Raw genomic sequence first — 25,795 nt, forward strand, 5'->3', positions numbered from 1 at the left:
TAGTTTGGTCTCATATGGGCGCGTATATATGCAGGCTAAAGCCACTACATATGTGACTTATGGCCCTAGTCAGGCGTCGCGGTCGAGATAGGTGGTCGCGTAGACCCAGGACAAGAACCGGGCCACCGCCTCCGCGGATTTCTGCGCGCGCGGCGAACCGAAGATGTCGAAAGCGTGTTGCGCGTAAGGCAATTCGGCGTAGACGACGGGGGACTTCGACACCGCCCGGAGTTCGGCGACGAACTCCTGCGCCTCGACGACCGGGATCAGGGAATCGTCACTTCCGTGCAGGACGAAAAACGGTGGCGCGTCCGGCCGTACGTATTGGATCGGCGAGGCGTCGAGGTAGATGTGCCGGTGGGTGCTGAGCTTGTGTTTGACCACCAGCCTTTCGAGCACCTCCACGAACTCGGCGCGCCCGTCGGCCTCGGTGGAATACCAGTCGTAGCGCCCGTAGTACGGCACGGCCGCCACCACCGAGGTGTCGGCCTCCTCGAAGCCCGGCTGGAATTTGGGGTCATTGGCGGTCAGGGCCGCCAGCGCGGACAGATGACCGCCGGCCGACCCGCCGCTGATCGCAACGAAATTCGGGTCCCCGCCGTAGGCCGCGATGTTCTCCTTGACCCACGTCAGCGCGCGCTTGACGTCGACGATGTGGTCGGGCCAGGTGTGCCACGGAGAAACGCGGTAGTTCATCGACACGCACACCCAGCCGCGCGAAACCAGGTGGCTCATCAACGGATACGCCTGGGGGCGGCGCCACCCGATCATCCACGCGCCGCCGGGCACCTGCAACAGCACCGGCGCCTTGCCATCTCGCGGCAGGTCGCTGCGCCGCCAGATGTCGGCCAGGTTTGCGCGCCCGTGCGGACCGTAGGACACGATGTTTTCTTTGTCGACGAAGCGCCGCCGGGCCACCGTGGTGCGCAGCGGCGGATTGCGCCGGCCCCTGCCCTTTTGGCTGGTCGTCGCCGCGGGCAGCTTGGCCAGTTCTTCCGCGTAGTCTCCTCCGAGCTCTTCGGTCAGTCCGGTCTCCAGCACCGGGCCGGGGGTCGTCGCGCCGCGGTAGGCGATCATTCCCAGGATCGGCCAGGACGCGACGGTGAGGGCCAGCGCCAGCTTTCCTTTTCGTCCGGCGAAATCACCCCGGCGGCCGCGGCGGAGGGCATCCAGCATGGAGGCGGCGGCGTAGAGGCCCGGCACCTCCGACGCCGGCCAACCGAACCAGAACACCAGCACCGAGGCGTAGGGATGCCGGCTTATCGGGTGTAAACCGTTGGCGGCGTTGACGAGTTCGACCGCGGCGCGCGCCAACGGCCGGGGCTTTCGAAGCGTCCGCGCGAGCCGCATCAGCCGTTGACCCGGGAGAGTAGTTCGTTGCGCAGGATCTTGCCGGTGCTGCCGCGGGGGAGCTCGTCGAGGACGGTGATCTCGCGGGGCACCTTGTAGTTGGCCAGGTTGTCGCGCACGTGTTGCTTGAGCGTCTCGACCGTGGCTGACCCGCCCGGGGTCAGTACCACGAAGGCCGCCAGCCGCTGGCCGTACTGCTCGTCGTCCACGCCGATCACCGCCGCCTCCGCGACCTCGGGGTGCGCCGCGAGGGTCTTCTCCACCTCGATCGGGTAGACGTTCTCGCCGCCGGACACGATCATCTCGTCGTCGCGCCCGACGACGAACAGGCGCCCGGCCCCATCGAGGTATCCGACGTCGCCGGACGACATGAACCCGGCGTGGAAGTCTTTCGTCGTGCCCGAGGTGTAGCCCTCGAACTGGGTGTCGTTGCGGACGTAGATGGTGCCGACCTCGCCGGTGGGCAGCTCGTTGAATTCGGAGTCCAGGATACGGATTTCGGTTCCACCGGCCGGCCGGCCGGCGGTGTCGGGGGCCGCCCGCAGGTCCTGCGGGGTGGCGGTGGCGATCATGCCGGCCTCGGTGGCGTTGTAGTTGTTGTAGATGACGTCGCCGAACTGGTCCATGAACGCGGTGACGACGTCGGGGCGCATCCGCGAACCGGAGGCCGCGGCGAAGCGTAATGACTTGCAGCTGTACCGGTTTCGCACCTCGGGTGGCAGCTCCATGATCCGGTCGAACATCACCGGCACCACCGCCAGACCGGTCGCCTGATGCCGGTCGACGAGGTCGAGAGTGGCCTCCGGGTCGAACTTGCGCCGGGTGATCACCGTGCAGGCCATCGACGCGGCGAATACCAATTGCGAGAAGCCCCAGGCGTGGAACATCGGCGCCACGATCACGATGTTCTCCTCGGCTCGCCACGGCGTGCGATCGAGGATGGCCTTGAGCGTGCCGATCCCCGCGTTGCCGCCGGTTTGGTTGGCGCCCTTGGGCGTTCCGGTGGTACCCGAGGTGAGCAGGATCATCCTGCCCTTGCGGCCGGTGCGGTGCGGCCGGCGGCCGGCGTGGTCGGTGATGAGTTTCTCGACCGTCAATTCGTGCCGCCCGCCGGTCCACGCCAGGATGCGGGTGGCGTCCGGCCTGTCGGCCAGCGCGCGGTCCACCGTCTCGGTGAACTCCTCGTCGTAGATGACGGCGTCGACGCCTTCGCGGCTGACCACCTCGGCCAGCGCCGGCCCGGCGAACGACGTGTTGAGCAGCACCACGTCGGAGCCGATCCGGTTGACGGCCACCACGGACTCGACGAAACCGCGGTGATTGCGGCACATGATGCCGACCACCTTGGGAGCCCCCGAGGGCAAGCCCTGCAGCGCGGCGGCCAGCGCGTTGATCCGCTCGTCGAGCTGCCGCCAGGTCAGCGTGCCGAGCTCGTCGATCAGGCCGGGACGGTCCGGGCAGCGCTGCGCCGCGCCGGCGAATCCCACCGTCATGCCCATGCCCTCGCGGCGCATGGCGGTGGCGATCTTCCAATAGCGGTCGGGCCGCATCGGCGCGATCATGCCGGCGCGCCGCAACGTGCCAAAGATGCCGAGGGCCTCGTCGATTCGGGATGCCATGGCTCAGCCCAGGATCGGGAAACGGCGCTTGGCGGCGAGGTCGCGCAGGGCCTGCTGCATCACCGCCCGCACGTGCTCGTCCACCTCGTCGACGTCCGGGTCGTCGCCGAACTGCGCGGCGATGTCGATCGGTTCGAGCACCTGCGTCACGATCTTGGTGGGCAGCGGCACGTTGGGCGGGATCACGGCGCTGAACCCGAACGGGAAGCCGAACGACAGCGGCAGGATGGCGCTGCGCAGCAGGCGCTTGACCCCCAGCCGCTCGGCCAGCCACGTGCCGCGCGACAGGTAGAGCTGCGTCTCCTGGCCGCCGATGGAAACCGCCGGCACAATGGGCACGCCGGCCTCGATCGCCGTGCTGACGTATCCCTTGCGGCCGTTGAAGTCGATGACGTTCTCCGCGAGCGTCGGCCGGTAGGCGTCGTAGTCGCCGCCGGGGAAGACGACCACCACGCCGCCGGACCGCAGGGCTTTGGCCGCGTTCTCCCTATTGGCGCGGATGTAGCCGGTGCGCCGGAAGAATTGCCCCGTCGGGCCGGTCATCAGGATGTCGTGGCTCAGCGTGTAGACCGGCCGGTCGTAGCCGAACTTTTCGTAGAAGTGGACGCTGAAAATCGGTACGTCCATTGGGAACATGCCGCCGGAGTGGTTGCCGACCACCAGCGCCCCGCCCGGCGGGAATGAATTCAAGCCGTGTACCTCGGACCGGAAATAGGTCTTCAGGAACGGGCGCATGACGCCCATCACGCGCTGGGTCAGACCGGGATCGAACTTGTCGATGTCCTCGATGTCTGCACTGTCGGTGTCGGTCACAGTTCTCCCTTGTGGTGCCGCCGGGGCCGCATTGCCGCGTCGAGTCCCATGATGGTAGCGACCGGATACCCGGACGAACGTTTTGATCCAACCCGCGACCGAGGTACCCAGTTGTCGAAGCCTATGGCGCCGGTCGGATCGGGGGGTATTGTTACGTCCGCCAATGACCCTGCCCAGCGAAAAGAGGCGAAGATGGACGTCGCTGGTTTGTCCGGCGAGCGTGGTACTCGCTCGGTCGCTGGGCACGGTTCCAATAGCGTTCGTGACCGCCGCGGCCGCCCGCCCCGCAGCAGCGTGGTCCGCCCCGGTCCGGTCAATGTCCGCCAACCGGCGGGCCGGGCGGAGTCGCCGACGGCGGCGGCCGCGACGGCGGATCGCCGCCAGGCCGAGTACTTCCGCCGGGTGCTAACCCAGAACCGTCGCCACATCGACCACCGGCTCGCCGAGTACCAGAAGGCGATCGCGACCGCGGACGCCGCGGGCGACGCCGAAGGCGCCGCCGGCCTTCGCCGGATGGCGCGCGTCGAGGAGCAGGAACGCCAAACCCTCGATGGACTGATCGAAAAGCTGCAGCGCCGATTTCCGCCCCGCAACGGGGCCGGGGTTCGGTAGGGGCTGCGGAGGTTCAATCACGCTGCGTACCAGCTGATTTCACCTGCGACGGGAATGAGGCCGCCCATGGGATTCATGTCACCGGAGCTTCCGGACGTCGACCCCGACACGTGGCGGGCGCAGCCACGGGCGACGCGACTGCAGATCGTGACCCGGCACTGGGCGGAACACGGCTTCGGGACCCCGTATGCGGTGTATCTGCTGTATCTGTTCAAGATCGCGTTGTACGTCGCGGTCCCGGCCGCGATCATCTCGCTGACCCCCGGCCTGGGCGGGCTGGGCCGCATCGGCGAATGGTGGACGCAGCCGATCGTGTACCAGAAGTTCATCGTCTTCACGCTGCTGTTCGAGGTCCTGGGCCTCGGCTGTGGGTCCGGCCCGCTGACCGGGCGGTTCATGCCGCCAGTCGGCGGATTCTTATATTGGTTGCGGCCCAACACGATTCGGTTGCCCGCCTGGCCGGGCAAGGTGCCGCTGACGAGCGGCGACACCCGCACCGTCGTCGACGTCGCGCTCTATGCCGTCGTGCTGGCCGGCGGCGTGTGGGCGCTGTTGGCGCCGGGCCCTCTGATCGACCCCGTCCGGGTGGTGCCGACGATCGTGGCGCTGGCGGTGCTGGGTCTGCGCGACAAGACGATCTTTCTCGCGGCCCGCGGCGAACACTACTGGCTGAAACTGTTCGTGTTTTTCTTCCCGTTCGCAGACCAGATCGCGGCCTACAAGATCATCATGCTGTGCCTGTGGTGGGGAGCGGCGACCTCCAAGCTCAACCACCACTTCCCGTACGTCGTGTCGGTGATGACGAGCAACAACGCGCTGCTGCGGCCCAAGCTGTTCAGTTTCTTCAAGCGCGCGATGTACCTCGACCACGTCAACGACCTGCGACCGTCGTGGTTGCCGAAGGTGATGGCCCACGTGGGCGGAACCACCGCGGAATTCGTGGTTCCGACGGTCCTGGTGTTCGTCGCGGGCGATCAGCCGTGGCGATGGTTCCTGATCGCGTTCATGGTGATCTTCCACCTCAACATCATTTCCAACCTCCCGATGGGGGTTCCGTTGGAGTGGAACGTGTTCTTCATCTTCTCGCTGTTCTATCTGTTCGGGCACTACGGCGCGATCCGCGCCACCGACCTACGGTCACCCCTGCTGCTCGCCCTCATCCTTGTCGCGGTGGCCGTCGTGATCGCGGGAAACATGTTCCCCGAAAAGATTTCGTTCCTGCCCGCGATGCGCTACTACGCGGGCAACTGGGCCACCAGCGTGTGGTGCTTCCGCGCGGGCGCCGAGGACAAGATCGAGGCCGACATCGTGAAAAGCTCTGCGCTCGTGGTGAATCAGCTGGCCAAGCTCTACGGCGCCGGGACCGCCGAGGTGATGTCCGACAAGGTGGCGGCGTTCCGGGCGATGCACACGCACGGCCGGGCGCTCAACGGCTTGTTGCCCCGCGCTCTGGGGGGAGAGGCCAACGAGGCCGATTACAGCATCCGCGAGGGCGAAGTGGTCGCCGGTCCGCTGGTCGGGTGGAACTTCGGTGAGGGCCACCTGCACAACGAGCAGCTGCTGGAAGCGGTGCAGCGGCGCTGCCAGTTCGAGGAGGGCGACGTCCGCGTCATCGTGCTCGAGGGACAACCGATCCACATCCAAAAGCAGTGGTACCGCATCCTCGACGCCAAGACCGGGGTGATCGAGGCCGGCTACGTCGAGGTCGCGGACATGCTGACCCGCCAGCCGTGGCCCGAGTCCGGCGACGAGTTCCCGGTCCACGTCACCGCGCGCGCCGTAGCCGAAACGTGACCCAGGCTTGATCGAATCGCTAACGCGCCCTTGCACTTCCGCTCTTCACGCCGCCCGTACCATGGCTATTACAACCACGTCAGTTAAACAGGGACTGGAGCCATGCGAGCGGTCGTTCGGTGTGTTCTTGCGGTGAGCGCTGTGGCTGCGAGCGTGGTGGCCGCGCCGACCGACATACGCCTGGCCGCGCTCGCCCAGCCGTACGGATCCGACGTCGCGTCGGTGCTGCCCACGCGCGGCGAGGTGGTGGGCGTGGCCCATCCGGTGGTGGTGAGGTTCGGCGCACCCGTCACCAACCGGCGCGCCGCCGAGCGCGCCGCCCGGGTCACGACGGAGCCCCCGATGACCGGCAGGTACGAATGGCTCGACAACGAGGTCCTGCAATGGGTGCCGGACCACTACTGGCCGGCGCACAGCACGGTGGCGCTCGCGGTGGGAGGCCTGGCAACGGAATTTGCCACGGGTCCCGCCGTCGTCGGGGTCGCCAACATCCCGGATCACACCTTCACGGTCACCATCGACGGGGTCGAGTCGGGCCCGCCGCCCACGCTGCCCGCGCCGCATCATCGGCCGCACTGGGGGGAAGCGGGCGTGCTGCCGGCCTCGATGGGCAGGCCCGAGTACCCGACGCCGGTCGGCTCGTACACCGTGCTGTCCAAGGAACGCACGGTGATCATGGACTCGAGCAGCGTCGGCATCCCCGTCGACGATCCCGACGGATACCGGATCCCGGTGGACTACGCCGTCCGCATCACGGGCCACGGCCTCTTCGTCCATTCGGCCCCGTGGGCCGTCAACGCGATGGGGCTGGAGAATGTCAGCCACGGCTGCATCAGCCTGAGCCCCGAGGATGCGGAGTGGTACTACAACACGGTCCATGTCGGCGACCCGGTGATCGTGCAGGACTCGCCCCGGCCGCAACCGCAACCACAGCCACAGCCACGGCCGCAGCCGCCGCTGCTGTGGGAGGCCCCGCCCAGCTGAGGCGTTAACCCCACAATGGAACGAACCCGCCGGGCTTGGCCCGGCGGGTTCGCGTAACTGGGAAGAGGATCCGCGTCAGTGCGCGGGCCCCGGCGCGGTCGGCTGACCGGGCGCCGGGCCGCCGGCCGGCGCGGGACCGGTCGGAGCGCCCTTGCCGGTCCCGGACATGTCGATGATCGGGGCCGCCGGCGCGGCAGCATCCAGCGGACCTCCGGCGAGCGCGATCAGTGGAGCGCCGACCGGCACCACCGGCACCGGGGCGCCGATTGGGATCGGCGCACCCACCGGGATCGGCGCGCCCACGGGGACCGGCGCACCCACCGGCACCGGCGCGCCCACCGGAACCGGCGCGCCCACGGGGACCGGCGCACCCACGGGCACCGGCGGCCCGAGCGCGATCAGCGGGGCGCCGGCGGGCACCACCGGGACCGGCCCGGGCGCCACTATCGGGACACCGGACATGTCGGTGAGCGGGGCGCTGGACGTGCACACGGTGGCGGCCGGTGCGGGTCCGCCGGGTGCCGGTCCACCGCTCACCGGTGTGCCGCCCGCTTCCGGTGCGCCGGCCAGCGGCGCGCCCGCGGCCAAGGGTCCGGCGGCTCCCGCCGGCCCTCCGGCTGCCGGTGCGCCGGCCTCGCCGGACTGCCCCTGGATGCACGCGTAGCCGCCCGTCTTCAGCGGGATGGCTGCCGCATCCGGGCTCAACGCTATGGCGGCCCCGCACAGCCCAGCGATGGCACCAACTGTGATGTTGAACCGATCAAAGCCCGTCATCAACGTCGACTCCTTAAGCATTCGCAATCAAATGCGGCAGCAGAACCGCATAGCTGTCCCGCAGCCGTGTCGAATGTATGACTCGCTCTTGCTATTGGACACGCGACGATTCGGGGGCTTATCGAACCGATACAAACCAGACACGCTCCGGTTACCGCGGGCGTTTGCCACCGCAGCAAGCAGTGGTGCCCGTCACTGATCTAGGCTGACGGCGAACGCTTAACCAGACTAGGGAGAAGACAAGTGACGGTCCGGGTAGGTATTAACGGCTTCGGCCGTATCGGACGCAATTTCTATCGGGCGTTGCTGGCCCAGCAGGAGGCGGGTACGGCCGATGTCGAGGTGGTGGCCGTCAATGACATCACCGATAACGCCACGTTGGCGCACCTGCTCAAATTCGACTCGATCCTGGGCCGGTTGCCCTATGACGTGAGCCTGGAGGGCGAGGACACCATCGTGGTGGGCACTCGCAAGATCAAGGCACTCGAGGTGCGCGAGGGCCCGGCGGCGATGCCGTGGAGCGATCTCGGTGTCGACGTGGTGGTGGAGTCCACCGGGTTGTTCACCAACGCGGCCAAGGCCAAGGGCCATCTGGAGGCGGGGGCCAAGAAGGTGATCATCTCCGCGCCGGCCACCGATCCCGACATCACCATTGTGTTGGGGGTCAACGACGACAAATACGACGGCAGCCAGAACATCATCTCCAACGCGTCGTGCACGACGAACTGCCTTGCCCCGGTGACCAAGGTGCTCCAAGATGAGTTCGGCATCGTCAAGGGGCTGATGACCACCGTCCACGCCTACACCCAGGACCAGAACCTGCAGGACGGCCCGCACAAGGACCTGCGCCGGGCCCGGGCGGCGGCGCTGAACATCGTGCCGACCTCGACCGGGGCGGCCAAGGCGATCGGGCTGGTGATGCCCGAGCTCAAGGGCAAGCTGGACGGGTATGCGCTGCGGGTGCCGATCCCGACCGGCTCGGTGACCGACCTGACCGTGGAGTTGTCCAAGGCCGCCAGTGCCGAGGACATCAACGCCGCGTTCAAGGCCGCCGCCGAGGGCCGGCTCAAGGGCATCCTGAAGTACTACGACGCCCCGATCGTGTCGAGCGACATCGTCACCGACCCGCACAGCTCGATCTTCGACTCCGGGCTGACCAAGGTCATCGACAACCAGGCCAAGGTGGTGTCCTGGTACGACAACGAATGGGGCTACTCCAACCGCCTCATCGACCTCGTCGCGCTGGTCGGCAAGTCGCTCTAGCCGTGAGCATCCCGACTCTCGAAGACCTTCTGGCCGCGGGGGTTTCGGGTCGCGGCGTGCTGGTGCGCTCCGACCTGAACGTCCCCCTCGATGACGGGACCATCACCGACGCCGGCCGCATCACCGCGTCGGTGCCGACGCTGAAGGCGCTGCTCGAGGCCGGCGCCAAGGTCGTGGTCGCCGCGCACCTGGGCCGTCCCAAGAACGGCGCCGACCCGAAGCTGTCGCTGGCGCCCGTCGCCGCCGCGCTCGGCGACCAGCTCGGCCGGCACGTGCAGCTGGCCGGCGATGTCGTCGGCGCCGATGCGCTGGCGCGCGCCGAGGGCCTGACCGACGGCGACATCCTGCTGCTGGAGAACATCCGCTTCGACCCGCGCGAGACCAGTAAGGACGACGGCGAGCGGCTGGCGCTGGCCCGGCAACTGGCCGAATTGGTCGGGCCGACGGGCGCTTTCGTCTCCGACGGCTTCGGTGTGGTGCACCGCAAGCAGGCCTCCGTGTACGACGTCGCCACCCTGCTACCGCACTACGCCGGCACGCTGGTGGCCGCCGAGATCCGGGTCCTGGAGCAGCTCACCAGCTCGACCACCCGGCCGTACGCGGTGGTGCTGGGCGGCTCGAAGGTGTCCGACAAGCTCGGCGTGATCGAGTCGCTGGCGACCAAGGCCGACAGCATCGTGATCGGCGGCGGCATGTGCTTCACTTTCCTTGCTGCGCATGGTCTTTCGGTTGGCACGTCGCTGCTCGAGGCCGACATGGTCGACACCTGTCGCCGGCTGTGTGAGACCTACGCCGACGTGCTTCACCTGCCGGTGGACATCGTGGTGGCGGAGAAGTTCGCCGCCGATTCGCCGGCGGAAACCGTGGCCGCGGACCGCATTCCGCAGGACAAGATGGGCCTGGACATCGGGCCGGAGTCGGTCAGGCGGTTCACCACGCTGCTGTCCAACGCCGAGACCGTCTTCTGGAACGGCCCGATGGGGGTGTTCGAATTCCCGGCGTTCGCCGCCGGAACCAAGGGCGTGGCCGAGGCCATCGTCGCGGCGACCGGCAAGGGCGCCTTCAGCGTGGTCGGCGGCGGGGACTCCGCGGCCGCGGTGCGCGCGCTCGGCATCCCCGAGGGTGATTTCTCGCACATATCGACCGGCGGCGGCGCGTCGCTGGAATACCTGGAGGGCAAGACGCTGCCGGGCATTGAGGTGCTTGGTCGCCCCCAGCCCGCGGGAGGGGACTCGTGAGCCGCAAGCCACTGATCGCCGGCAACTGGAAGATGAACCTCAATCACTTCGAGGCGATCGCGCTGGTGCAAAAGATCGCGTTCGCGTTGCCGGACAAGTACTACGACAAGGTCGACGTCACGGTGCTCCCGCCGTTCACCGACCTGCGCAGCGTGCAGACCCTGGTCGACGGCGACAAGCTTCGGCTGACCTACGGCGCCCAGGACCTGTCCCCGCACGACTCGGGCGCCTACACCGGCGACATCAGCGGCGCGTTCCTGGCCAAGCTGGGCTGCCAGTTCGTCGTCGTCGGCCACTCCGAGCGGCGCACCTACCACAACGAGGACGACGCGCTGGTGGCCGCCAAGGCCGCCGCCGCGCTCAAGCACGAGCTCACCCCGATCGTGTGCATCGGCGAGCATCTCGAGACCCGAGAGGCGGGCGAGCACGTCAGTTACTGCGAAAACCAGCTGCGCGGCTCGCTGGCCGGGCTGTCGGCCGAGCAGATCGCCAACGTGGTGATCGCCTACGAGCCGGTCTGGGCGATCGGCACCGGCCGGGTGGCCAGCTCCGCCGACGCCCAGGAGGTCTGCGCGGCGATCCGCAAGGAGCTGGGCGCGCTGGCATCGCCGAAGGTCGCCGAAAGCGTCCGGGTGCTCTACGGCGGTTCGATGAACGCCAAGAACGTCGGCGAGCTCGTCGCTCAGGAGGACGTCGACGGCGGCCTGGTCGGGGGCGCGTCGCTGGACGGTGAGCAGTTCGCCACGCTGGCGGCCATCGCCGCCGGCGGGCCACTGCCGTGACATCGGCGCGCCGCCGGTAAGCTGTCCGTCATGCAATTGGCCCTGCAGATCACCCTGGTCGTCACCAGCATCCTGGTGGTACTGCTGGTGCTGCTGCACCGCGCCAAGGGCGGCGGCCTGTCGACGCTGTTCGGCGGCGGCGTGCAGTCGAGCCTGTCCGGGTCGACGGTCGTGGAGAAGAACCTCGACCGGCTGACGGTGTTCATCGTCGGCATCTGGCTGGTCTGCATCATCGGCATGGCGCTGTCGATCAAGTACCGCTAGGCCTCCCGGGCCGCGCGAGTTGCGCTCGACGCGGCGCGGTCGATGCCGCTGCGGACGTCGCCGACCCGGTATTCGATGCGTGACAGATCGCGGCGCTCGGATGAACGCAGTTGCCAGGGCACGCTGGTGACCATGACGTTTGGCTCGAACAGCAACCGCCCCTTGAGCCGCCAAGAGCTCTGGTTGTGCAACAGGTTCTCCCACCAACGGCCGACGACGTATTCCGGGATGTACACATTGATGACGTCGCGAGGTCCGCCGTTCCGCAGCCGCTTGATGTAGTCGAGCACGGGCCGGGTGATCTCACGGTAGGGCGACTCGACGACCTTGAGGGGAACGTTGACGCTGAGGTTCTGCCAATCCTCGACGAGCGCCGTGGTGTCGACGTCGTCAACCTTGACGGTCAACGCGGTCAAGGTGTCCGGATTGGTGGCCCGCGCGAACATGACCGCGCGCAACGTCGGCTTGTGCCAGTTCGAGACCAGCACGACCGCGTGCACTCGGCTGGGCCGGACTTGTTCGTCTTCGTCTTCTATGCGCAGCTCGGAACCCACGGCCGCGTAGTGCCGTCTTATGCCCTGCATCACGAGGCACAGCACCGGGATCGCGATCACGACCAGGTACGCGCCGTGCGTGAATTTGGTCACCATTACCACTACCAAGACGACGCCGGTGAAACAGGCGCCGAATGCGTTGATAGCCCGCGCGCGGTAGACCCTGAGCCGCTCGGCACGGCTGTCGGCGTCGCGCAGCACCCGATTCCAGTGCCACACCATGCCCGTCTGACACAGCGTGAAAGAGGTGAACACGCCCAGGATGTAGAGCTGGATGAGCCGAGTCGTGGCGCCATCGAACGCATAGATCAGCGCGCCGGCAATGGCTGCGAGCAGAATGATGCCGTTGGAGAACGCCAACCGGTCACCGCGGGTATGCAGTTGCCGCGGCATATAACGATCCTGGGCGAGAATCGAACCGAGCAACGGAAACCCGTTGTAGGCGGTATTGGCGGCAAGGATCAGGATCAGCGCCGTCGCGGCCTGCAGGTAATAGAACATCACACTGTTGTTGCCGAACACCGCGGCCGAGATCTGAGCGATGACGGTGCGCTGCGGGTCCCGCTGGCAATCGCCGGGAAAGCCGATGAGATCGCAGGTGTTCTCCACGACACGGGTATGCGCGATCAGAGCCAGCGCGGTGACGCCGACGAACATCGAGATCGCCAGGGTGCCCATCATAGACATCGTCCGTGCCGCGTTGAGCGCCTTCGGCTTTCGGAACGCCGGCACGCCATTGGAGATCGCTTCTACGCCCGTGAGCGCGGTGCAGCCGGATGAAAACGCGCGCAACGCCAGCAACGCGATCGCCAGGGTGTTGAGTCCCGACAGCTCGGCGTGGATGCCGTAGTGAGCGCTCTCAGCCTGCGGCGCGTCGCCCAGAAGCGTGCGAACCAAACCGATGACGATCATCAGGATCACGCCGGCGACAAAGGCGTACGTCGGCACGGCGAAGGCCCGCCCGGACTCACGGACGCCGCGAAGATTCATCGCCGTCAACACCAAGATGAAGCCGAGATTGACCGCCACCCGATACGGATTCAGTTCGGGCACAGCCGAAATGATGTTGTCGACCCCGGCCGCGACGGACACCGCCACCGTCATGACATAGTCCACCAGGAGCGCCGCCGCCACCACCAGTCCCGCTCGCGGTCCCAGATTCTTGGAGGCAACCTCGTACGAGCCGCCACCGCTCGGATAGGCCTGCACCACCTGCCGGTAGGACAACACCACCACGCCCAGCAGCAGCACCACCGCGGCGGCGATCCACGGCGTCAGGTACAGGTAGCTCAGCGCGCCGAGTGTCAAGATCAACAGGATCTCTTGTGTTGCGTAGGCCACCGAGGACAACGGGTCGCTCGCGAAGATCGCCAACGCGATCCGCTTGGGCAACAGCGTGTGGTGCAGTCGATCGCTGCGGAACGGCCGGCCCACGATCAAGCGTTTGACCAGCGAAGTCGGTGACGACACGCTAGGAGCGTAATGTCCGATCCGCGCCCGCGACCGGCCCAAGCCGTAGAGATTCCGTTAAAGTTCGGCGCCCAAGCGTAAGGCTTCCGTCAGCACCAGATACAAGGCCCGGGTGACCGATTGAAGATTCCAAGCTGGGCCGGCGCTGCAAAGCTGGTCGGAAAGTGACGACCCATGCTCGTTTCTGGTTCGGTGGACCGCGACGGCGACCGCACCACAGCTTGAAGACGATGTTCGGGACTGACGGGCGTGCGTTCCATCGGCCGCTGGCGATCAGCGTGGCAGGGCTCATGCTCGCCGGAGTCGGGCTGGCCGTCATCGCGCTGGTCCTCGCCGTCACGCACCGTGAGACGGGTCAAGTACTGGCCTACATCCCGGTCGCAATCGCCTTGACGGGCGTCGCGGTGATGGTGCTGCGTGGCACGCGTTGGGTGATCCGGGTCGTCATCGTCGTGCTCGCCGGGCAGCTCGCCGCCATCGCGGGAACCGCGTGGGAGCTCAGCCACAGTATCGATGCCCGCAAAGCCAGCCGGTTGCGCGGGCTCGGGTTCGATCCGACGGCGGGCGTGGTCATCAACCTGATCTATTCCAGTATCGGGTTTGCGCTGTTCTGCTGGTTCGCCACACGCTGGCTCGCAGCGCGGCGACGGCGACACGCGTCCGCACGTGCTGCGATGATCGTTGCTGAGGCGGCCGATGGCAGCAGCGTGCGAGCGCTCGATGAAGGGCACGGGCCGGCCGTGCTCATCCTGCACGGCGGCGCCGACGACGGCAGTTCATGGCGGCGGGTGGCAGTCCGGCTCGCGCCGCGGTTCCGGGTATTGCGACTGCACCGACGACAGTACCGACCCGACCTGAAGACCGGATCGGCCTGCACGATGGCCGAGGAGGTCCAGCATGTGACCGCTCTGGTGCGTGCGGTCGGCCAGCCGATGGTGATCGTCGGGCACTCGTCAGGGGCGGTGTTGGCGTTGGAGGCGTTGGTCGCCACCCCGAAGGCGTTCACCGGTGCAGTGCTCTACGAGCCGCCGTGTGTGATCGGGCCACCGCTCGGAGGTCCGGCGCTGGCGCGGGCCCAAGCCGCAATCGCCGCCCGCGAGCCAGGGACTGCGCTGGCGATCTTCCTACGCGACATCGTGTGCGCGCCAGCCTGGACGGCTCGGCTCAGCAAGCTAGTGGTGGCGTTCTCGGCCCGGATCCGCCACATGGCCCGCCACCAGATCGATGACTGCGCGGCGATCGATCAGCTGGGTAACCGGCTCGACACGTACGCGAAGATCACCGTTCCGACCGTGCTGCTGGGCGGCGATCGCAGCCCTACGCATCTCGGCGAACGGCTCGACGCATTGGAAAGAGTGCTACCGAACACCGAACGCGTCGTTTTGCACGGGCAGGGCCACGCGGCGAACGCGCTCGCCCCCGGCAGAGTTGCCGACGTGATCGCCGAGTTTGCCGACCGGGTGCTGCGCCCGTAGCAAGGTTATGGTCGTGAAAGCCGTTGAACGGAAACACGACAAATTCAACAGGCAGCGCTGCCGCTCAAAGAGCTTGGTCCACAGGTCTCGACAATTGCTCTTGTTCCGCTAACGAGTCGCCTCGATGTCGCGCTGGCGGCCGATTACCGCACGGCTCGACGGGCGGGCGGGGCGATCCCAGCCGATACTGGGACGCATGGCTGAGGCTTCCGACATCGCGCTGGAACCGATCGGTGCCGTCCAACGCACCCGGGTCGGCCGCGAGGCGACCGAGCCGATGCGCGCCGACATCCGGCTGCTGGGCACCATCCTCGGCGACACCGTGCGCGAGCAGAACGGTGACAAGGTGTTCGAGCTCGTCGAACGCGCGCGGGTGGAGTCCTTCCGGGTGCGGCGCTCCGAAATCGACCGGGCCGACATGGCGCGGATGTTCGACGGCATCGACATCCACCAGGCCATCCCGATCATCCGGGCCTTCAGCCACTTCGCGCTGCTGGCCAACGTCGCCGAAGACATCCACCGCGAACGCCGCCGCGACGTCCACGTCGCCGCCGGCGAGCCACCGCAGGACAGCAGCCTGGCCGCGACGTACGCGAAACTCGATTTGGCAGAGCTCGATTCGGCCACCGTGGCCAACGCCCTGCGGGGCGCCCTGGTGTCCCCGGTGATCACCGCCCATCCCACGGAGACCCGCCGGCGCACCGTGTTCGTCACCCAGCACCGCATCACCGAGTTGATGCGGCTGCGCGCGGCCGGGCACACCGAGACCGACCACGGCCGCAACATCGAGCTCGAGTTGCGCCGCCAGGTCCTCACGCTGTGGCAGACCGCGCTGATCCGGCTGTCCCGGCTGCAGATCACCGACGAGATCGAGGTGGGCCTGCGGTATTACCCGGCCGCGTTGTTCAAGGTGATCCCGCAGGTCAACGCCGAGGTGCGGGAGGCGCTGCGCGCCCGCTGGCCCGACGCAGACCTGCTTTCGGCGCCCATTCTGCAACCCGGGTCCTGGATCGGGGGTGACCGAGACGGCAACCCGAACGTGACCGCCGACGTCGTGCGGCGGGCCACCGGCAGCGCCGCGTTCACCGCCGTGGCGCACTACCTGGCCGAGCTCACCGAGCTCGAGCAGGAGCTGTCGATGTCGGCGCGGCTGATCACCGTCACCCCCGAATTGACCGCGCTGGCCGACGGCGGCGACGAGAGCGCCCGCGCCGACGAGCCCTACCGGCGGGCGCTGCGGGTGATCCGGGCCCGGCTCACCGCGACGGGCACCGAGATCCTGGACCGCCGACCCCAGCACGAACTCGACCTGGGCCTGCCGCCGTACTCCGTCCCGGCGGAACTGCGGGCCGACCTGGACGTGATCGACGCGTCGCTGCGCACGCACGGCGCCGAGCTGCTGGCCGACGACCGGCTGGCCCGGCTGCGAGAAAGCGTGCACACCTTCGGGTTTCACCTGTCCGGCCTGGACATGCGGCAGAACTCCGACGTGCACGAGGAGGTCGTCGCCGAGCTGCTGGCCTGGGCCGGGGTGCACCCGGACTACGGCTCGCTGACCGAAGACGAGCGGGTCGCGTTGCTGGCGGGGGAGCTGAGCACCCGCCGCCCGCTGGTCGGCGACCGCGCGCAACTGTCCGACCTGGCCCGCGGCGAGCTCGCCGTCGTCACGGCCGGCGCCCGCGCCGTCGAACTCTACGGCCCGGCGGCGGTGCCCAACTACATCATCTCGATGTGCCAGTCGGTGTCGGACGTGCTGGAGGCCGCGATCCTGTTGAAGGAGGCCGGCCTGCTCGACGCGTCCGGGCCGGAACCCTATTGCCCCCTGGGCATTTCGCCGCTGTTCGAGACGATCGACGACCTGCACAACGGCGCGTCGATCCTGCAGGCGATGCTGGACCTGCCCATCTACCGGGCGCTGGTGGACGCCCGCGGCGGATGCCAGGAGGTGATGCTGGGCTACTCCGACTCCAACAAGGACGGCGGGTACCTGGCCGCCAACTGGGCCGTGTACCGGGCCGAGCTCACCCTCGTCGAGGTGGCCCGCAAGACGGGAATCCGGTTGCGGCTCTTCCACGGTCGCGGCGGCACCGTCGGCCGCGGCGGCGGCCCCAGCTACCAGGCGATCCTCGCGCAACCGCCGGGTGCGGTGAACGGCTCGCTGCGCCTCACCGAGCAGGGCGAGGTGATCGCCGCCAAATACGCCGAACCCGAACTGGCCCGGCGCAACCTGGAGAGCTTGGTGGCCGCCACCGTCGAGTCGACGCTGCTCGACGTGGAGGGACTGGGCGACGCCGCGGAACCGGCCTACGCGGTGCTCGACGAGGTGGCCGCGCTGGCGCACCGCGCCTACGCCGAATTGGTGCACGAGACACCGGGTTTCGTCGAGTACTTCAAGGCGTCCACACCGGTCAGCGAGATCGGGTCGCTGAACATCGGCAGCCGGCCCACCTCGCGCAAGCCCACCGAATCCATCTCCGATCTGCGCGCCATCCCGTGGGTGCTGGCCTGGAGCCAGTCGCGGGTGATGCTGCCGGGCTGGTATGGCACCGGCGCGGCCTTCGAGCAGTGGATCGCGGCGGGCCCCCAAAGTGAAGCCGAGCGGGTGGCGATCCTGCACGAGCTGTACGAGCGATGGCCGTTCTTTGCCAGCGTGCTCTCGAACATGGCGCAGGTGCTGTCCAAGAGCGACCTGGGCCTGGCGGCGCATTACGCCGAGCTGGTGGCCGACGAGGCGTTGCGGCACAGGGTGTTCGACAAGATCGTCGACGAGCACCGGCGCACCATCGCCATGCACAAGCTCATCACCGGTCACGACGACCTGCTCGCCGACAACCCGGCGCTGGCCCGTTCGGTGTTCAACCGCTTCCCGTATCTGGAGCCGCTCAACCACCTGCAGGTGGAGTTGCTTCGCCGCTACCGTTCGGGCGACGACGACGAGTTGGTGCAGCGCGGCATCCTGCTGACGATGAACGGATTGGCGAGCGCGTTACGCAACAGCGGCTGACGGGCACTCCTATGCCATGGACTCGGCGCAAGTGGCCCAAAACGGCGTCTTCGAACGGCTCGCCCGCGCGGGCTACGTGGTCAACGGGCTGTTGCACCTGATCGTCGGCTACCTCGCGTTCCGGGTCGCGTTCGGCGACGGCGGCACCGCCGACCAGACCGGCGCACTGGCGACGTTGGCGGGCAAACCCGGCGGCCCGGTCGGATTGTGGGTCGCCGCGGCCGCCCTGCTGGCGATGGGGCTGTGGCGACTCGTGGAGACGGCCCTCGGCCGGTCCAGCGACCGCGAACCGAGCGCTCGTCGTCGGGCGTGTGGGACCGGGTGAAGGCGTTCGGACTCGCGGCCGTCTACCTCGCATTCGCATACTCGGCGTGCGGGTACGCCCGGGGCGCGGGCCGGCCGGCCGATCAACAGAATTCGAGCATCAGCGCGCGCCTGATGCACACCGCCGCCGGCACGCTCGCCCTCATCGCCTGCGGCGTGCTCATCGTGGTGGTCGGGTGCTACCACGTCTACAAGGGCGCCAGCCGCAATTTTGTTGACGACCTCAAGGGCAAGTCGGGTCGGTTGGTGCGACGGCTCGGCGCCGCCGGCTACGTGGCGAAGGGCGTCGTGATCGCCGGCACGGGGGCGTTGGTCGTTGTCGCCGCCTGCCGCTCCGAACCGAAGAAGGCCAGCGGACTCGACGGGGCGTTGAAAACCCTCGGCGCCCAGCCCTACGGGGCGGCGTTGTTGATCGCGGCGGGCGCGGGGATCATCAGCTACGGCCTGTACAGCTTCGTGATGGCCCGATCCACCAAAATGTAGGGCTAGCGGTTGCGCAGCCGGTCCAGCACGCCGCGCACGGCATGCTCGGTGACCGACAACGGCGACATCATCGTCTCGCCCACCTTCACCATCTCGTCGATCCGCGCGACGATGGCCTCGACCGGCTCGACCAGCACGATCAGCCGCTTGGCGAGGTCGTCGAGGCTGGCGAGGGTGCCGTCGAGGTGATCCAGCCCGCCCTCGAGGCGCCCGACGGTGGCGTTGAGGTTCGACAGCGAACTGTTCAGCTCCTTCATGGTCCGGCTCAGACCGTCGAGCACGTCCTCGACCTGTTCGACGGTCTTGTCGGCGTTCAGGGCGGCCTGGGTGAGGGTCTTGATCCGGCTTCGCTCGGGCCCGCCGCGCACGGTTCTGTCTGCCATGACCGCAATTATGACTTCGGACCGGTCAGGCGGGAAGCTTGGACGCGGCCTCTCGGTCGAGCAGCCACAGCGTAGTCTCGAGCCCGACCGCCCCGGCGGCGGGCACCGACGCCGGCGAGGCGCCACCGATGGCGGCGGCCGCCGCGTCGGCCTTGCCCGCCCCCGACACCATCAGCCAGACCTCGCGGGACCGCCGGATCGCGGGCAGCGTCAACGTGATTCGCAGCGGCGGCGGCTTGGGGGAGTCCTCGACGGCGACCACCAGGCGGCTGGTCTCGTGCACGGCGGGGGTGTCCGGGAACAGAGAGTTGATGTGGCCCTCCGGTCCCATTCCCAGCAGGTGGACATCGAAGTTCGGCGCCGGCTGCCCGGGCTGGGCGTTGGCGGCCAGCAGCTGCTCGTAGGCCAGCGCCGCGGCGGCGAGGTCCGCGCCGAATTCGCCGTCGCTGGCCGGCATCGTGTGCACCTGGCTCGACGGGATGTCGACGTGATCGAGCAGCGCCTCGCGGGCTTGCTTGTCGTTGCGCTCGTCGTCGTCCTCGGGCACGTAGCGCTCGTCGCCCCAGAACAGGTGCACCTTGGACCAGTCGATCTGCTCACGCCGCGCGCCGAGGTAGCGCAGCAGCCCGATGCCGTTGCCGCCGCCGGTCAGCACGATCAGGGCCCGGCCCCGTGCCGCGGTGGCGTCCTGGATGGTCTTGATCAGCTGTCCGCCGGCGGCCGCGACGAGGGCGTCGCCGTCTTCGAAAACTTCGACGATGGGGCTCATACGTACTGCACCTTCTTGATGCCCTCCAGCGCTGTTCGGTAGATCTCATCGGCGTCCAGCCGCCGCAGGTCCTCGGCCAGGCACTCGCCGGTTTCCCTGCGCGCCAACGGAACCAGCGCGTCCGGCTTGGCGGTGCGGCTCAGCGTGGCCGTCCTGCCGTCCTGGGGGCGGCTCAAGACGATGGTCTCGCTCTGGCGCGCCAGCTCGACCTTCAGGTCGCCGACGGCCCGGCGCACCGGACCGTCGATCCGGCTGGCCAGCCAGCCCGCCAGGATGTCGAGGGCCGGCTCGGTCTGCAGGCCGGACACCACCGCCGACTTGATCGGCTCGTGCGGCGGCTGGTCGACGGCGGAGGTCAGCAACGCCCGCCAGTAGGTGATGCGCGCCCAGCACAGATCGGTGTCGCCGGCGGTGTACCCGGGCAGGCGGCCCTTGATCGCCGACAACGGGTCGATGCCGTTGGTGGCGTCGGTGATGCGCCGGATTGCCAACTTGCCCAACGGGTCCTGCGCCGGGTTCTCCGGGGCGACGTCGGGCCACCACGCCACGACCGGGATGTCGGGCAGCAGAAACGGAACGACCACGCTGGCGGCGTGGCCGGCCAGCTGCCCGGACAGCTTCAGGATCACCACCTCGCTGGCGCCGGTGTCGCCGCCCGAGTGCAGCTGCGCGTCCAGGCGCGGTTCGTCGGCGTAGGGGTCGCCCCGCATCGTGACGATGATCCGGCTGGGGTGCTCGTGGCTGGCGTCGTTGGCGGCCTTGAGCGATTCCTCCAGCAGTTCTTCGTTGTCGGGCGCGATGAGCAGCGTCAAGACGCGCCCCATCGTGACGGCGCCCGCCTTCTCACGCAGCTCGTCGAGTTTCTTGTTGACGGCGGTGGTGGTCGTGTCGGGCAGGTCGACAATCACGGCCGCCGCCATTCCCGCCCGGTGCGGCGCAGCATCTCGAACGCCGACTCCGGACCCCACGTGCCGGCCTCGTACGGGTCGGGCTTACCGTGCGCCGCCCAGTTGTCCAGGACGGGATCGAGAATCTCCCAGGCCAATTCGACCTCCTCGTTGACCGGGAACAGGGACGGCTCGCCGAGCAGCACGTCGAGGATGAGCGCTTCGTAGGCCTCCGGCGATTCCTCGGCGAACGCCGACCCGTAGGAGAAGTCCATGTTGACGTCGCGGACCTCCATCGCGGTGCCCGGCACCTTGGAGCCGAACCGCAGCGTGATCCCCTCGTCGGGCTGCACCCGGATGACCATGGCGTTGGCGCCCAGCTCGTCGGTCATGGTGGCGTCGAACGGCAGAAACGGTGCGCGCTTGAAGACCAGGGCGATCTCGGTGACCCTGCGGCCCAGGCGTTTACCGGTCCGCAGGTAGAACGGCACACCGGCCCAGCGGCGGGTGTCCACCTCGAGTGTGATGGCGGCGAACGTCTCGGTGGTGGAGTCCTTGGCGAACCCCTCCTCGTCGAGCAGCCCGACGACCTTCTCGCCGCCCTGCCAGCCACCCGTGTACTGGCCGCGGCTGGTGGTCTCGTCGAGCCGTTCGGCGAGCTGCGTCGCCGAGAGCACCTTGATCTTCTCGGTTTGCAGCGCCGCCGGATTGAAGCTGATCGGTTCCTCCATCGCGGTCAGCGCCAGCAGCTGCATGAGGTGGTTCTGGATGACGTCGCGCGCGGCCCCGATGCCGTCGTAGTAGCCGGCCCGCCCGCCGAGCCCGATGTCCTCGGCCATGGTGATCTGCACGTGGTCGACGTAGTGGGCGTTCCAGATCGGGTCGAACAACTGGTTGGCGAACCGCAGCGCCAGGATGTTGCGGACCGTCTCCTTGCCCAGGTAGTGGTCGATCCGGAACACCGCCTCCTCCGGGAAGACCGCGTTGACCGACTTGTTCAGGGCCTGCGCGCTTTCCAGGTCGTGGCCGAAGGGTTTTTCGATGACCACCCGGCTCCACCGGTCGCCCTGCGGGCGGGCCAGTCCGGACCTGTGCAGCTGCTCGCACACCACCGGGAACGACTTGGGCGGGATCGCCAGGTAGAAGGCGTGGTTGCCGCCGGTGCCGCGCTCGGCGTCGAGCTTCTCCAGCGTCTCGGCCAGCCGGGCGAACGCCGCGTCGTCATCGAAAGCGCCCGGCACGAAACGGAATCCTTCGGCCAGCCGGTCCCAGTTCTCCTCCCGGAACGGCGTGCGGCAGTGCTCCTTGACGGCCTGGTAGACCACCTTGCGGAAATCCTGGGTCTCCCAGTCCCGGCGGGCGAAGCCCACCAGCGAGAAGGTGGGCGGCAGCAGCCCGCGGTTGGCCAGGTCGTAGATGGCCGGCATCACCTTCTTGCGGGCCAGGTCCCCGGTGACGCCGAAGATCACCATCCCGCACGGCCCGGCGATCCGGGGCAGCCGCTTGTCTTGCTTGTCCCGCAACGGATTTCGCCACTGCGCGGCACCGCCGCGGGAGCTCGCTTTGGAGCCCGACGGGCTCATTTGCCGAGGGAATCGAGTTGCTTCTGCGTCTCTTCCAACAGCTCGGTCCAGGACTCCACGAACTTGTCCACGCCCTCTTTTTCAAGCACCACGAAGACGTCGGTGAGGTCGACGCCGACCGCGGCCAGCTTGTCGAACACCTCCTGAGCGGACGACGCGGTGCCGCTTACGGTGTCGCCCTTGACATCCCCGTGATCGGCGACGGCGTCGATCGTCTTCTCCGGCATGGTGTTCACCGTGTTCGGCGCGACCAGCTCGGTGACGTAGAGGGTGTCGGGGTAGTCGGGGTTCTTGACCCCCGTCGAAGCCCACAGCGGTCGCTGCACCCGGGCGCCGTCGGACTTCAGCGCCTCGTAGCGATCACCTCCCGTGAAGACCTCCTCGTAGGCGGCATAGGCCAGCCGCGCGTTGGCGACGCCAGCCTTGCCGCGCAATCCGAGCGCCTCCTCGGAGCCGATCTTTTCCAGCCGCTTGTCGACCTCGGTGTCCACCCGGGACACGAAGAACGACGCCACCGAATGGATCTTGGACAGGTCGTGTCCGGCCTCGCGGGCCTTCTGAAGCCCGGCCAGGTAGGCGTCCATTACCTGGCGGTGCCGCTCGACGGAGAAGATCAGCGTGACGTTGACCGAAATCCCTTCCGCCAGAACGGCGGTGATGGCCGGAAGCCCGGCCTTGGTCGCGGGGATCTTGATGAACAGGTTCGGGCGGTCGACGATCTTCCACAGCTCGACGGCCTGGGCGATCGTCTTGTCGGTGTCGTCGGCAAGCCGCGGGTCGACCTCGATGGACACCCGGCCGTCCACCCCGTCGGAGCCCTCCCACTGGGGTGCCAGCACGTCGCACGCGCGGCGCACGTCGTCGGTGGTGACCGTGCGAATCGTGGCGTCGACGTCGGCGCCGCGCTCGGCCAGCTCGCCGATCTGGCCGTTGTACGAGTCGCCCTCGGCGAACGCCTTCTGGAAGATCGACGGGTTGGTGGTCACGCCGACAACGCTTTTGGTGTCGATCAGCTCCTGCAGGTTGCCCGACTGCAGCCGCTCCCGCGACAAGTCATCCAGCCAAACGGACACCCCGGCTGCGCTCAACGCCGCGAGGTTGGGGTTCTGACTGGCCATGTGAATCACCCTTTCTCAGTTGTCGACTACCTGCTCCGCGGCCGCCGCGACGGCTTCGGCGGTAAAGCCGAACTCACGGAACAAAGTCTTGTAGTCGGCGGATTCGCCGTAGTGCTCGATCGACACGATCCGCCCCGTGTCGCCGACGAGCTTGTGCCAGGACTGCGCGACCCCGGCCTCGACGGCCACCCGCGCCGACACGTCGGGCGGCAGCACGCTGTCCCGGTATTCCTGGGGCTGCGACTCGAACCATTCGACGCATGGCATCGAGACCACGTACGCGACGATGTCCTTGTCCGCCAACAACTTCTGCGCCTCGACCGCGAGCTGGACCTCGGAGCCTGTGGCGATGATGATGACGTCGGCGTCGTCGGCGGGGTCGCCGCCGCCCAGCACGTAGCCGCCGCGACCGACGCCCTCGAAGCTGGTGCCCTCCAGGATCGGCACGCCCTGGCGGGTCAGGATCAGGCCGACCGGGCCGCTGCCGTTGCCGCGGGCCAGGACCGTGCGCCAGGCGTAGGCCGTCTCGTTGGCGTCGGCCGGGCGCACCACCGACAGGTGCGGAATGGCGCGCAGCGCCGCCAGGTGCTCGACGGGCTGATGCGTCGGGCCGTCCTCGCCCAGCCCGATCGAATCGTGCGTCCACACGTAGATGGTGTCGATGTTCATCAGCGATGCCAGGCGCACCGCCGGGCGCATGTAGTCGGAGAACTGCAGGAACGTGCCGCCGTAGGCGCGGGTCGGGCCGTGCAGCACGATGCCGGAAAGGATCGCGCCCATCGCGTGTTCGCGGACGCCGAAGTGCAGGGTGCGCCCGTACCAGTCGGCAGTGTAGTCCTTCGTCGTAATCGATGGGGGCCCAAACGATTTGACGTTATCCATGGTGGTGTTGTTGCTGCCCGCCAGGTCGGCCGAGCCGCCCCACAGCTCCGGCAGCTTCGGGCCCACCGCGTTCAGTACCTTGCCGGACGCCGCACGGGTGGCCAACGGCTTGTCCTCCGTTGTCCAGGTTGGGATGTCGGCGTCCCAGCCGTCGGGCAGCTGCTCGGCGGTCAACCGGTCCAGCAGCGCCTTGCGCTCCGGCTCGCGTTGCGCCCACGCGTCGAACTCCGCCTGCCACTTCTCGTGCGCTTCCTTGCCCCGGTCCACCAGCTTGCGGGTGTGGGCGATGACCTCGTCGCGCACCTCGAAGTTCTTGTCCGGATCGAACCCCAGGATCTTCTTGACGGCCGCGACCTCTTCGTCGCCGAGGGCGGCGCCGTGCGCCTTGCCGGTGTTCATCAGCTTGGGCGCCGGGTAGCCGATGATGGTGCGCAGCTCGATGAACGACGGCCGGTCGGTGACGGCCTTGGCGTTAGCGATGGCCTCTTCGATGCCGACGACGTTCTCGCCACCCTCCACCCGCTGCACGTGCCAGCCGTAGGCCTCGTAACGCGCGGCCGTGTCCTCGCACAGCGCGATGTTGGTGTCGTCCTCGATCGAGATCTGGTTGTGGTCGTAGAAGACGATGAGGTTGCCGAGCTGCTGCACGGCCGCCAGCGACGACGCCTCGGAGGTCACGCCCTCCTCGATGTCGCCGTCGGAGGCGATCACGAAGATGAAGTGGTCGAACGGGCTCGTCCCCGCCTCGGCATCCGGATCGAACAGGCCCCGCTCGTAGCGCGACGCCATCGCCATCCCGACCGACGACGCCAGGCCCTGGCCGAGCGGACCGGTGGTGATCTCAACGCCCTTGGTGTGCCGGAACTCCGGGTGCCCGGGCGTCTTGGATCCCCACGTGCGCAACGACTCGATGTCGGAGAGCTCCAGGCCGAACCCGCCGAGGTACAGCTGCAGGTACAGCGTCAGGCTGCTGTGCCCGGCCGACAGCACGAACCGGTCGCGACCCAGCCAGAAGGTGTCGCTGGGGTCGTGGCGCATCGCTCGCTGAAACAGGGTGTAGGCCAGGGGCGCCAGGCTCATCGCCGTTCCGGGGTGGCCGTTGCCCACCTTTTGGACCGCGTCGGCGGCCAGCACCCGGATCGTGTCGACCGCGGCCGAATCGATCTCGGTCCAGTCGTCGGGCAGGTGCGGTTGGGTCAGCGTGGAGATCTCTTCGAGTGTCGTCACAGCCTCAGTCCTTGGGTCATCAAGCTGATATTGCCTACCCTAATGCGGGAGTGCCGGCTCCTGCAGTGCAGAGTTTCGGGTACCCAACGCCGGCCGCTGTGAAAATTACGCCCTCGTTGCCTGGGCTTTGCAATCAGTTCGGA

At 68.0% G+C, this 25,795-nt stretch carries 20 protein-coding genes and 1 pseudogene; 10 read left to right on the plus strand and 11 right to left on the minus strand.

The features are described 5' to 3' along the window. Positions 1–69 precede the first annotated feature (69 nt). The 3 genes from AC5Y2S_RS08355 to AC5Y2S_RS08365 are packed head-to-tail and all read right to left on the minus strand — an operon-like array spanning position 70 to position 3,782. A complete protein-coding gene (locus AC5Y2S_RS08355) occupies positions 70–1,350 on the minus strand; it encodes an alpha/beta hydrolase (RefSeq protein ID WP_499955349.1) in 1,281 nt (426 codons plus the stop codon). After that, a complete protein-coding gene (fadD12, locus tag AC5Y2S_RS08360) occupies positions 1,350–2,969 on the minus strand; it encodes an acyl-CoA ligase FadD12 (protein WP_499955351.1) in 1,620 nt (539 codons plus the stop codon). Before fadD12 ends, AC5Y2S_RS08355 begins: the two co-directional genes overlap by 1 nt. A 3-nt stretch (positions 2,970–2,972) precedes the next feature. After that, entirely contained in the window at positions 2,973–3,782 is an 810-nt protein-coding gene (locus AC5Y2S_RS08365; protein WP_499955353.1) for a 1-acyl-sn-glycerol-3-phosphate acyltransferase, read from the minus strand. A gap of 192 nt (positions 3,783–3,974) precedes the next feature. Here AC5Y2S_RS08365 and AC5Y2S_RS08370 point away from each other — a divergent pair, with 192 nt between their 5' ends. From AC5Y2S_RS08370 to AC5Y2S_RS08380, 3 genes are all read left to right on the plus strand, one after another. Then, entirely contained in the window at positions 3,975–4,394 is a 420-nt protein-coding gene (locus tag AC5Y2S_RS08370; protein ID WP_499955355.1) for a hypothetical protein, read from the plus strand. A gap of 66 nt (positions 4,395–4,460) precedes the next feature. Then, positions 4,461–6,188, plus strand: a complete 1,728-nt coding sequence (locus tag AC5Y2S_RS08375; protein WP_499955357.1) for a DUF3556 domain-containing protein — start codon at positions 4,461–4,463, stop codon at positions 6,186–6,188. 102 nt (positions 6,189–6,290) lie between these two features. Then, entirely contained in the window at positions 6,291–7,172 is an 882-nt protein-coding gene (locus tag AC5Y2S_RS08380; protein ID WP_499955359.1) for a L,D-transpeptidase, read from the plus strand. Positions 7,173–7,247: 75 nt separating this feature from the next. Here AC5Y2S_RS08380 and AC5Y2S_RS08385 read toward each other — a convergent pair whose 3' ends face one another. Next, complete coding sequence (locus AC5Y2S_RS08385) at positions 7,248–7,946, minus strand: beta-xylosidase (protein ID WP_499955361.1); 699 nt, start codon at positions 7,944–7,946, stop codon at positions 7,248–7,250. 243 nt (positions 7,947–8,189) lie between these two features. On the opposite strand from AC5Y2S_RS08385, the gene gap reads away from it, so the two are divergent. Genes gap through secG form a run of 4 tightly spaced genes read left to right on the plus strand, consistent with a single transcriptional unit; the run spans position 8,190 to position 11,493 of the window. Beyond that, positions 8,190–9,209, plus strand: coding sequence for a type I glyceraldehyde-3-phosphate dehydrogenase (gene gap / locus AC5Y2S_RS08390; protein ID WP_499955363.1), 1,020 nt, complete (start codon positions 8,190–8,192; stop codon positions 9,207–9,209). A gap of 2 nt (positions 9,210–9,211) precedes the next feature. Continuing rightward, positions 9,212–10,447, plus strand: coding sequence for a phosphoglycerate kinase (locus AC5Y2S_RS08395; protein WP_499955365.1), 1,236 nt, complete (start codon positions 9,212–9,214; stop codon positions 10,445–10,447). After that, the gene (gene tpiA, locus AC5Y2S_RS08400; protein WP_499955367.1) at positions 10,444–11,229 is read left to right on the plus strand and encodes a triose-phosphate isomerase; all 786 of its coding nucleotides are present in this window, start codon (positions 10,444–10,446) and stop codon (positions 11,227–11,229) included. Before AC5Y2S_RS08395 ends, tpiA begins: the two co-directional genes overlap by 4 nt. A 30-nt stretch (positions 11,230–11,259) precedes the next feature. Further along, positions 11,260–11,493, plus strand: coding sequence for a preprotein translocase subunit SecG (gene secG, locus AC5Y2S_RS08405; protein WP_499902145.1), 234 nt, complete (start codon positions 11,260–11,262; stop codon positions 11,491–11,493). On the opposite strand, the gene AC5Y2S_RS08410 is transcribed toward secG, so the two are convergent. Continuing rightward, positions 11,490–13,517, minus strand: a complete 2,028-nt coding sequence (locus tag AC5Y2S_RS08410) for an APC family permease (RefSeq protein ID WP_499955369.1) — start codon at positions 13,515–13,517, stop codon at positions 11,490–11,492. The genes secG and AC5Y2S_RS08410 overlap by 4 nt on opposite strands. 230 nt (positions 13,518–13,747) lie before the next feature. On the opposite strand from AC5Y2S_RS08410, the gene AC5Y2S_RS08415 reads away from it, so the two are divergent. From AC5Y2S_RS08415 to AC5Y2S_RS08425, 3 genes and pseudogenes are all read left to right on the plus strand, one after another. Continuing rightward, positions 13,748–14,992, plus strand: coding sequence for an alpha/beta fold hydrolase (locus AC5Y2S_RS08415; RefSeq protein ID WP_499955695.1), 1,245 nt, complete (start codon positions 13,748–13,750; stop codon positions 14,990–14,992). 196 nt (positions 14,993–15,188) lie between these two features. Continuing rightward, the gene (gene ppc / locus AC5Y2S_RS08420; protein ID WP_499955371.1) at positions 15,189–17,996 is read left to right on the plus strand and encodes a phosphoenolpyruvate carboxylase; all 2,808 of its coding nucleotides are present in this window, start codon (positions 15,189–15,191) and stop codon (positions 17,994–17,996) included. Between the two features lie 16 nt (positions 17,997–18,012). Next, positions 18,013–18,803, plus strand: a pseudogene (locus AC5Y2S_RS08425) (DUF1206 domain-containing protein). Positions 18,804–18,805: 2 nt separating this feature from the next. Here the strand turns inward: AC5Y2S_RS08425 and AC5Y2S_RS08430 are convergent. The 6 genes from AC5Y2S_RS08430 to tkt are packed head-to-tail and all read right to left on the minus strand — an operon-like array spanning position 18,806 to position 25,652. Next, on the minus strand, positions 18,806–19,195 hold the full coding sequence (locus AC5Y2S_RS08430; protein ID WP_499955697.1) for an ATPase: 390 nt from the start codon (positions 19,193–19,195) through the stop codon (positions 18,806–18,808). 16 nt (positions 19,196–19,211) lie between these two features. Then, positions 19,212–19,955 (minus strand): 6-phosphogluconolactonase, encoded by a 744-nt coding sequence (pgl, locus tag AC5Y2S_RS08435; RefSeq protein ID WP_499955373.1) that lies wholly within the window; start codon positions 19,953–19,955, stop codon positions 19,212–19,214. Then, on the minus strand, positions 19,952–20,863 hold the full coding sequence (gene opcA / locus AC5Y2S_RS08440; RefSeq protein WP_499955375.1) for a glucose-6-phosphate dehydrogenase assembly protein OpcA: 912 nt from the start codon (positions 20,861–20,863) through the stop codon (positions 19,952–19,954). The genes pgl and opcA overlap by 4 nt, the downstream gene beginning before the upstream one ends. Further along, entirely contained in the window at positions 20,860–22,425 is a 1,566-nt protein-coding gene (gene zwf, locus AC5Y2S_RS08445) for a glucose-6-phosphate dehydrogenase (protein WP_499955377.1), read from the minus strand. Before zwf ends, opcA begins: the two co-directional genes overlap by 4 nt. Further along, the gene (gene tal, locus AC5Y2S_RS08450) at positions 22,422–23,543 is read right to left on the minus strand and encodes a transaldolase (RefSeq protein WP_499955379.1); all 1,122 of its coding nucleotides are present in this window, start codon (positions 23,541–23,543) and stop codon (positions 22,422–22,424) included. The genes zwf and tal overlap by 4 nt, the downstream gene beginning before the upstream one ends. Positions 23,544–23,558: 15 nt before the next feature. Then, positions 23,559–25,652, minus strand: a complete 2,094-nt coding sequence (gene tkt, locus AC5Y2S_RS08455) for a transketolase (protein WP_499955381.1) — start codon at positions 25,650–25,652, stop codon at positions 23,559–23,561. Between the last annotated feature and the right edge of the window lie 143 nt (positions 25,653–25,795).

The sequence above is a fragment of the Mycobacterium sp. NGS69 genome (genome assembly GCF_059812165.1).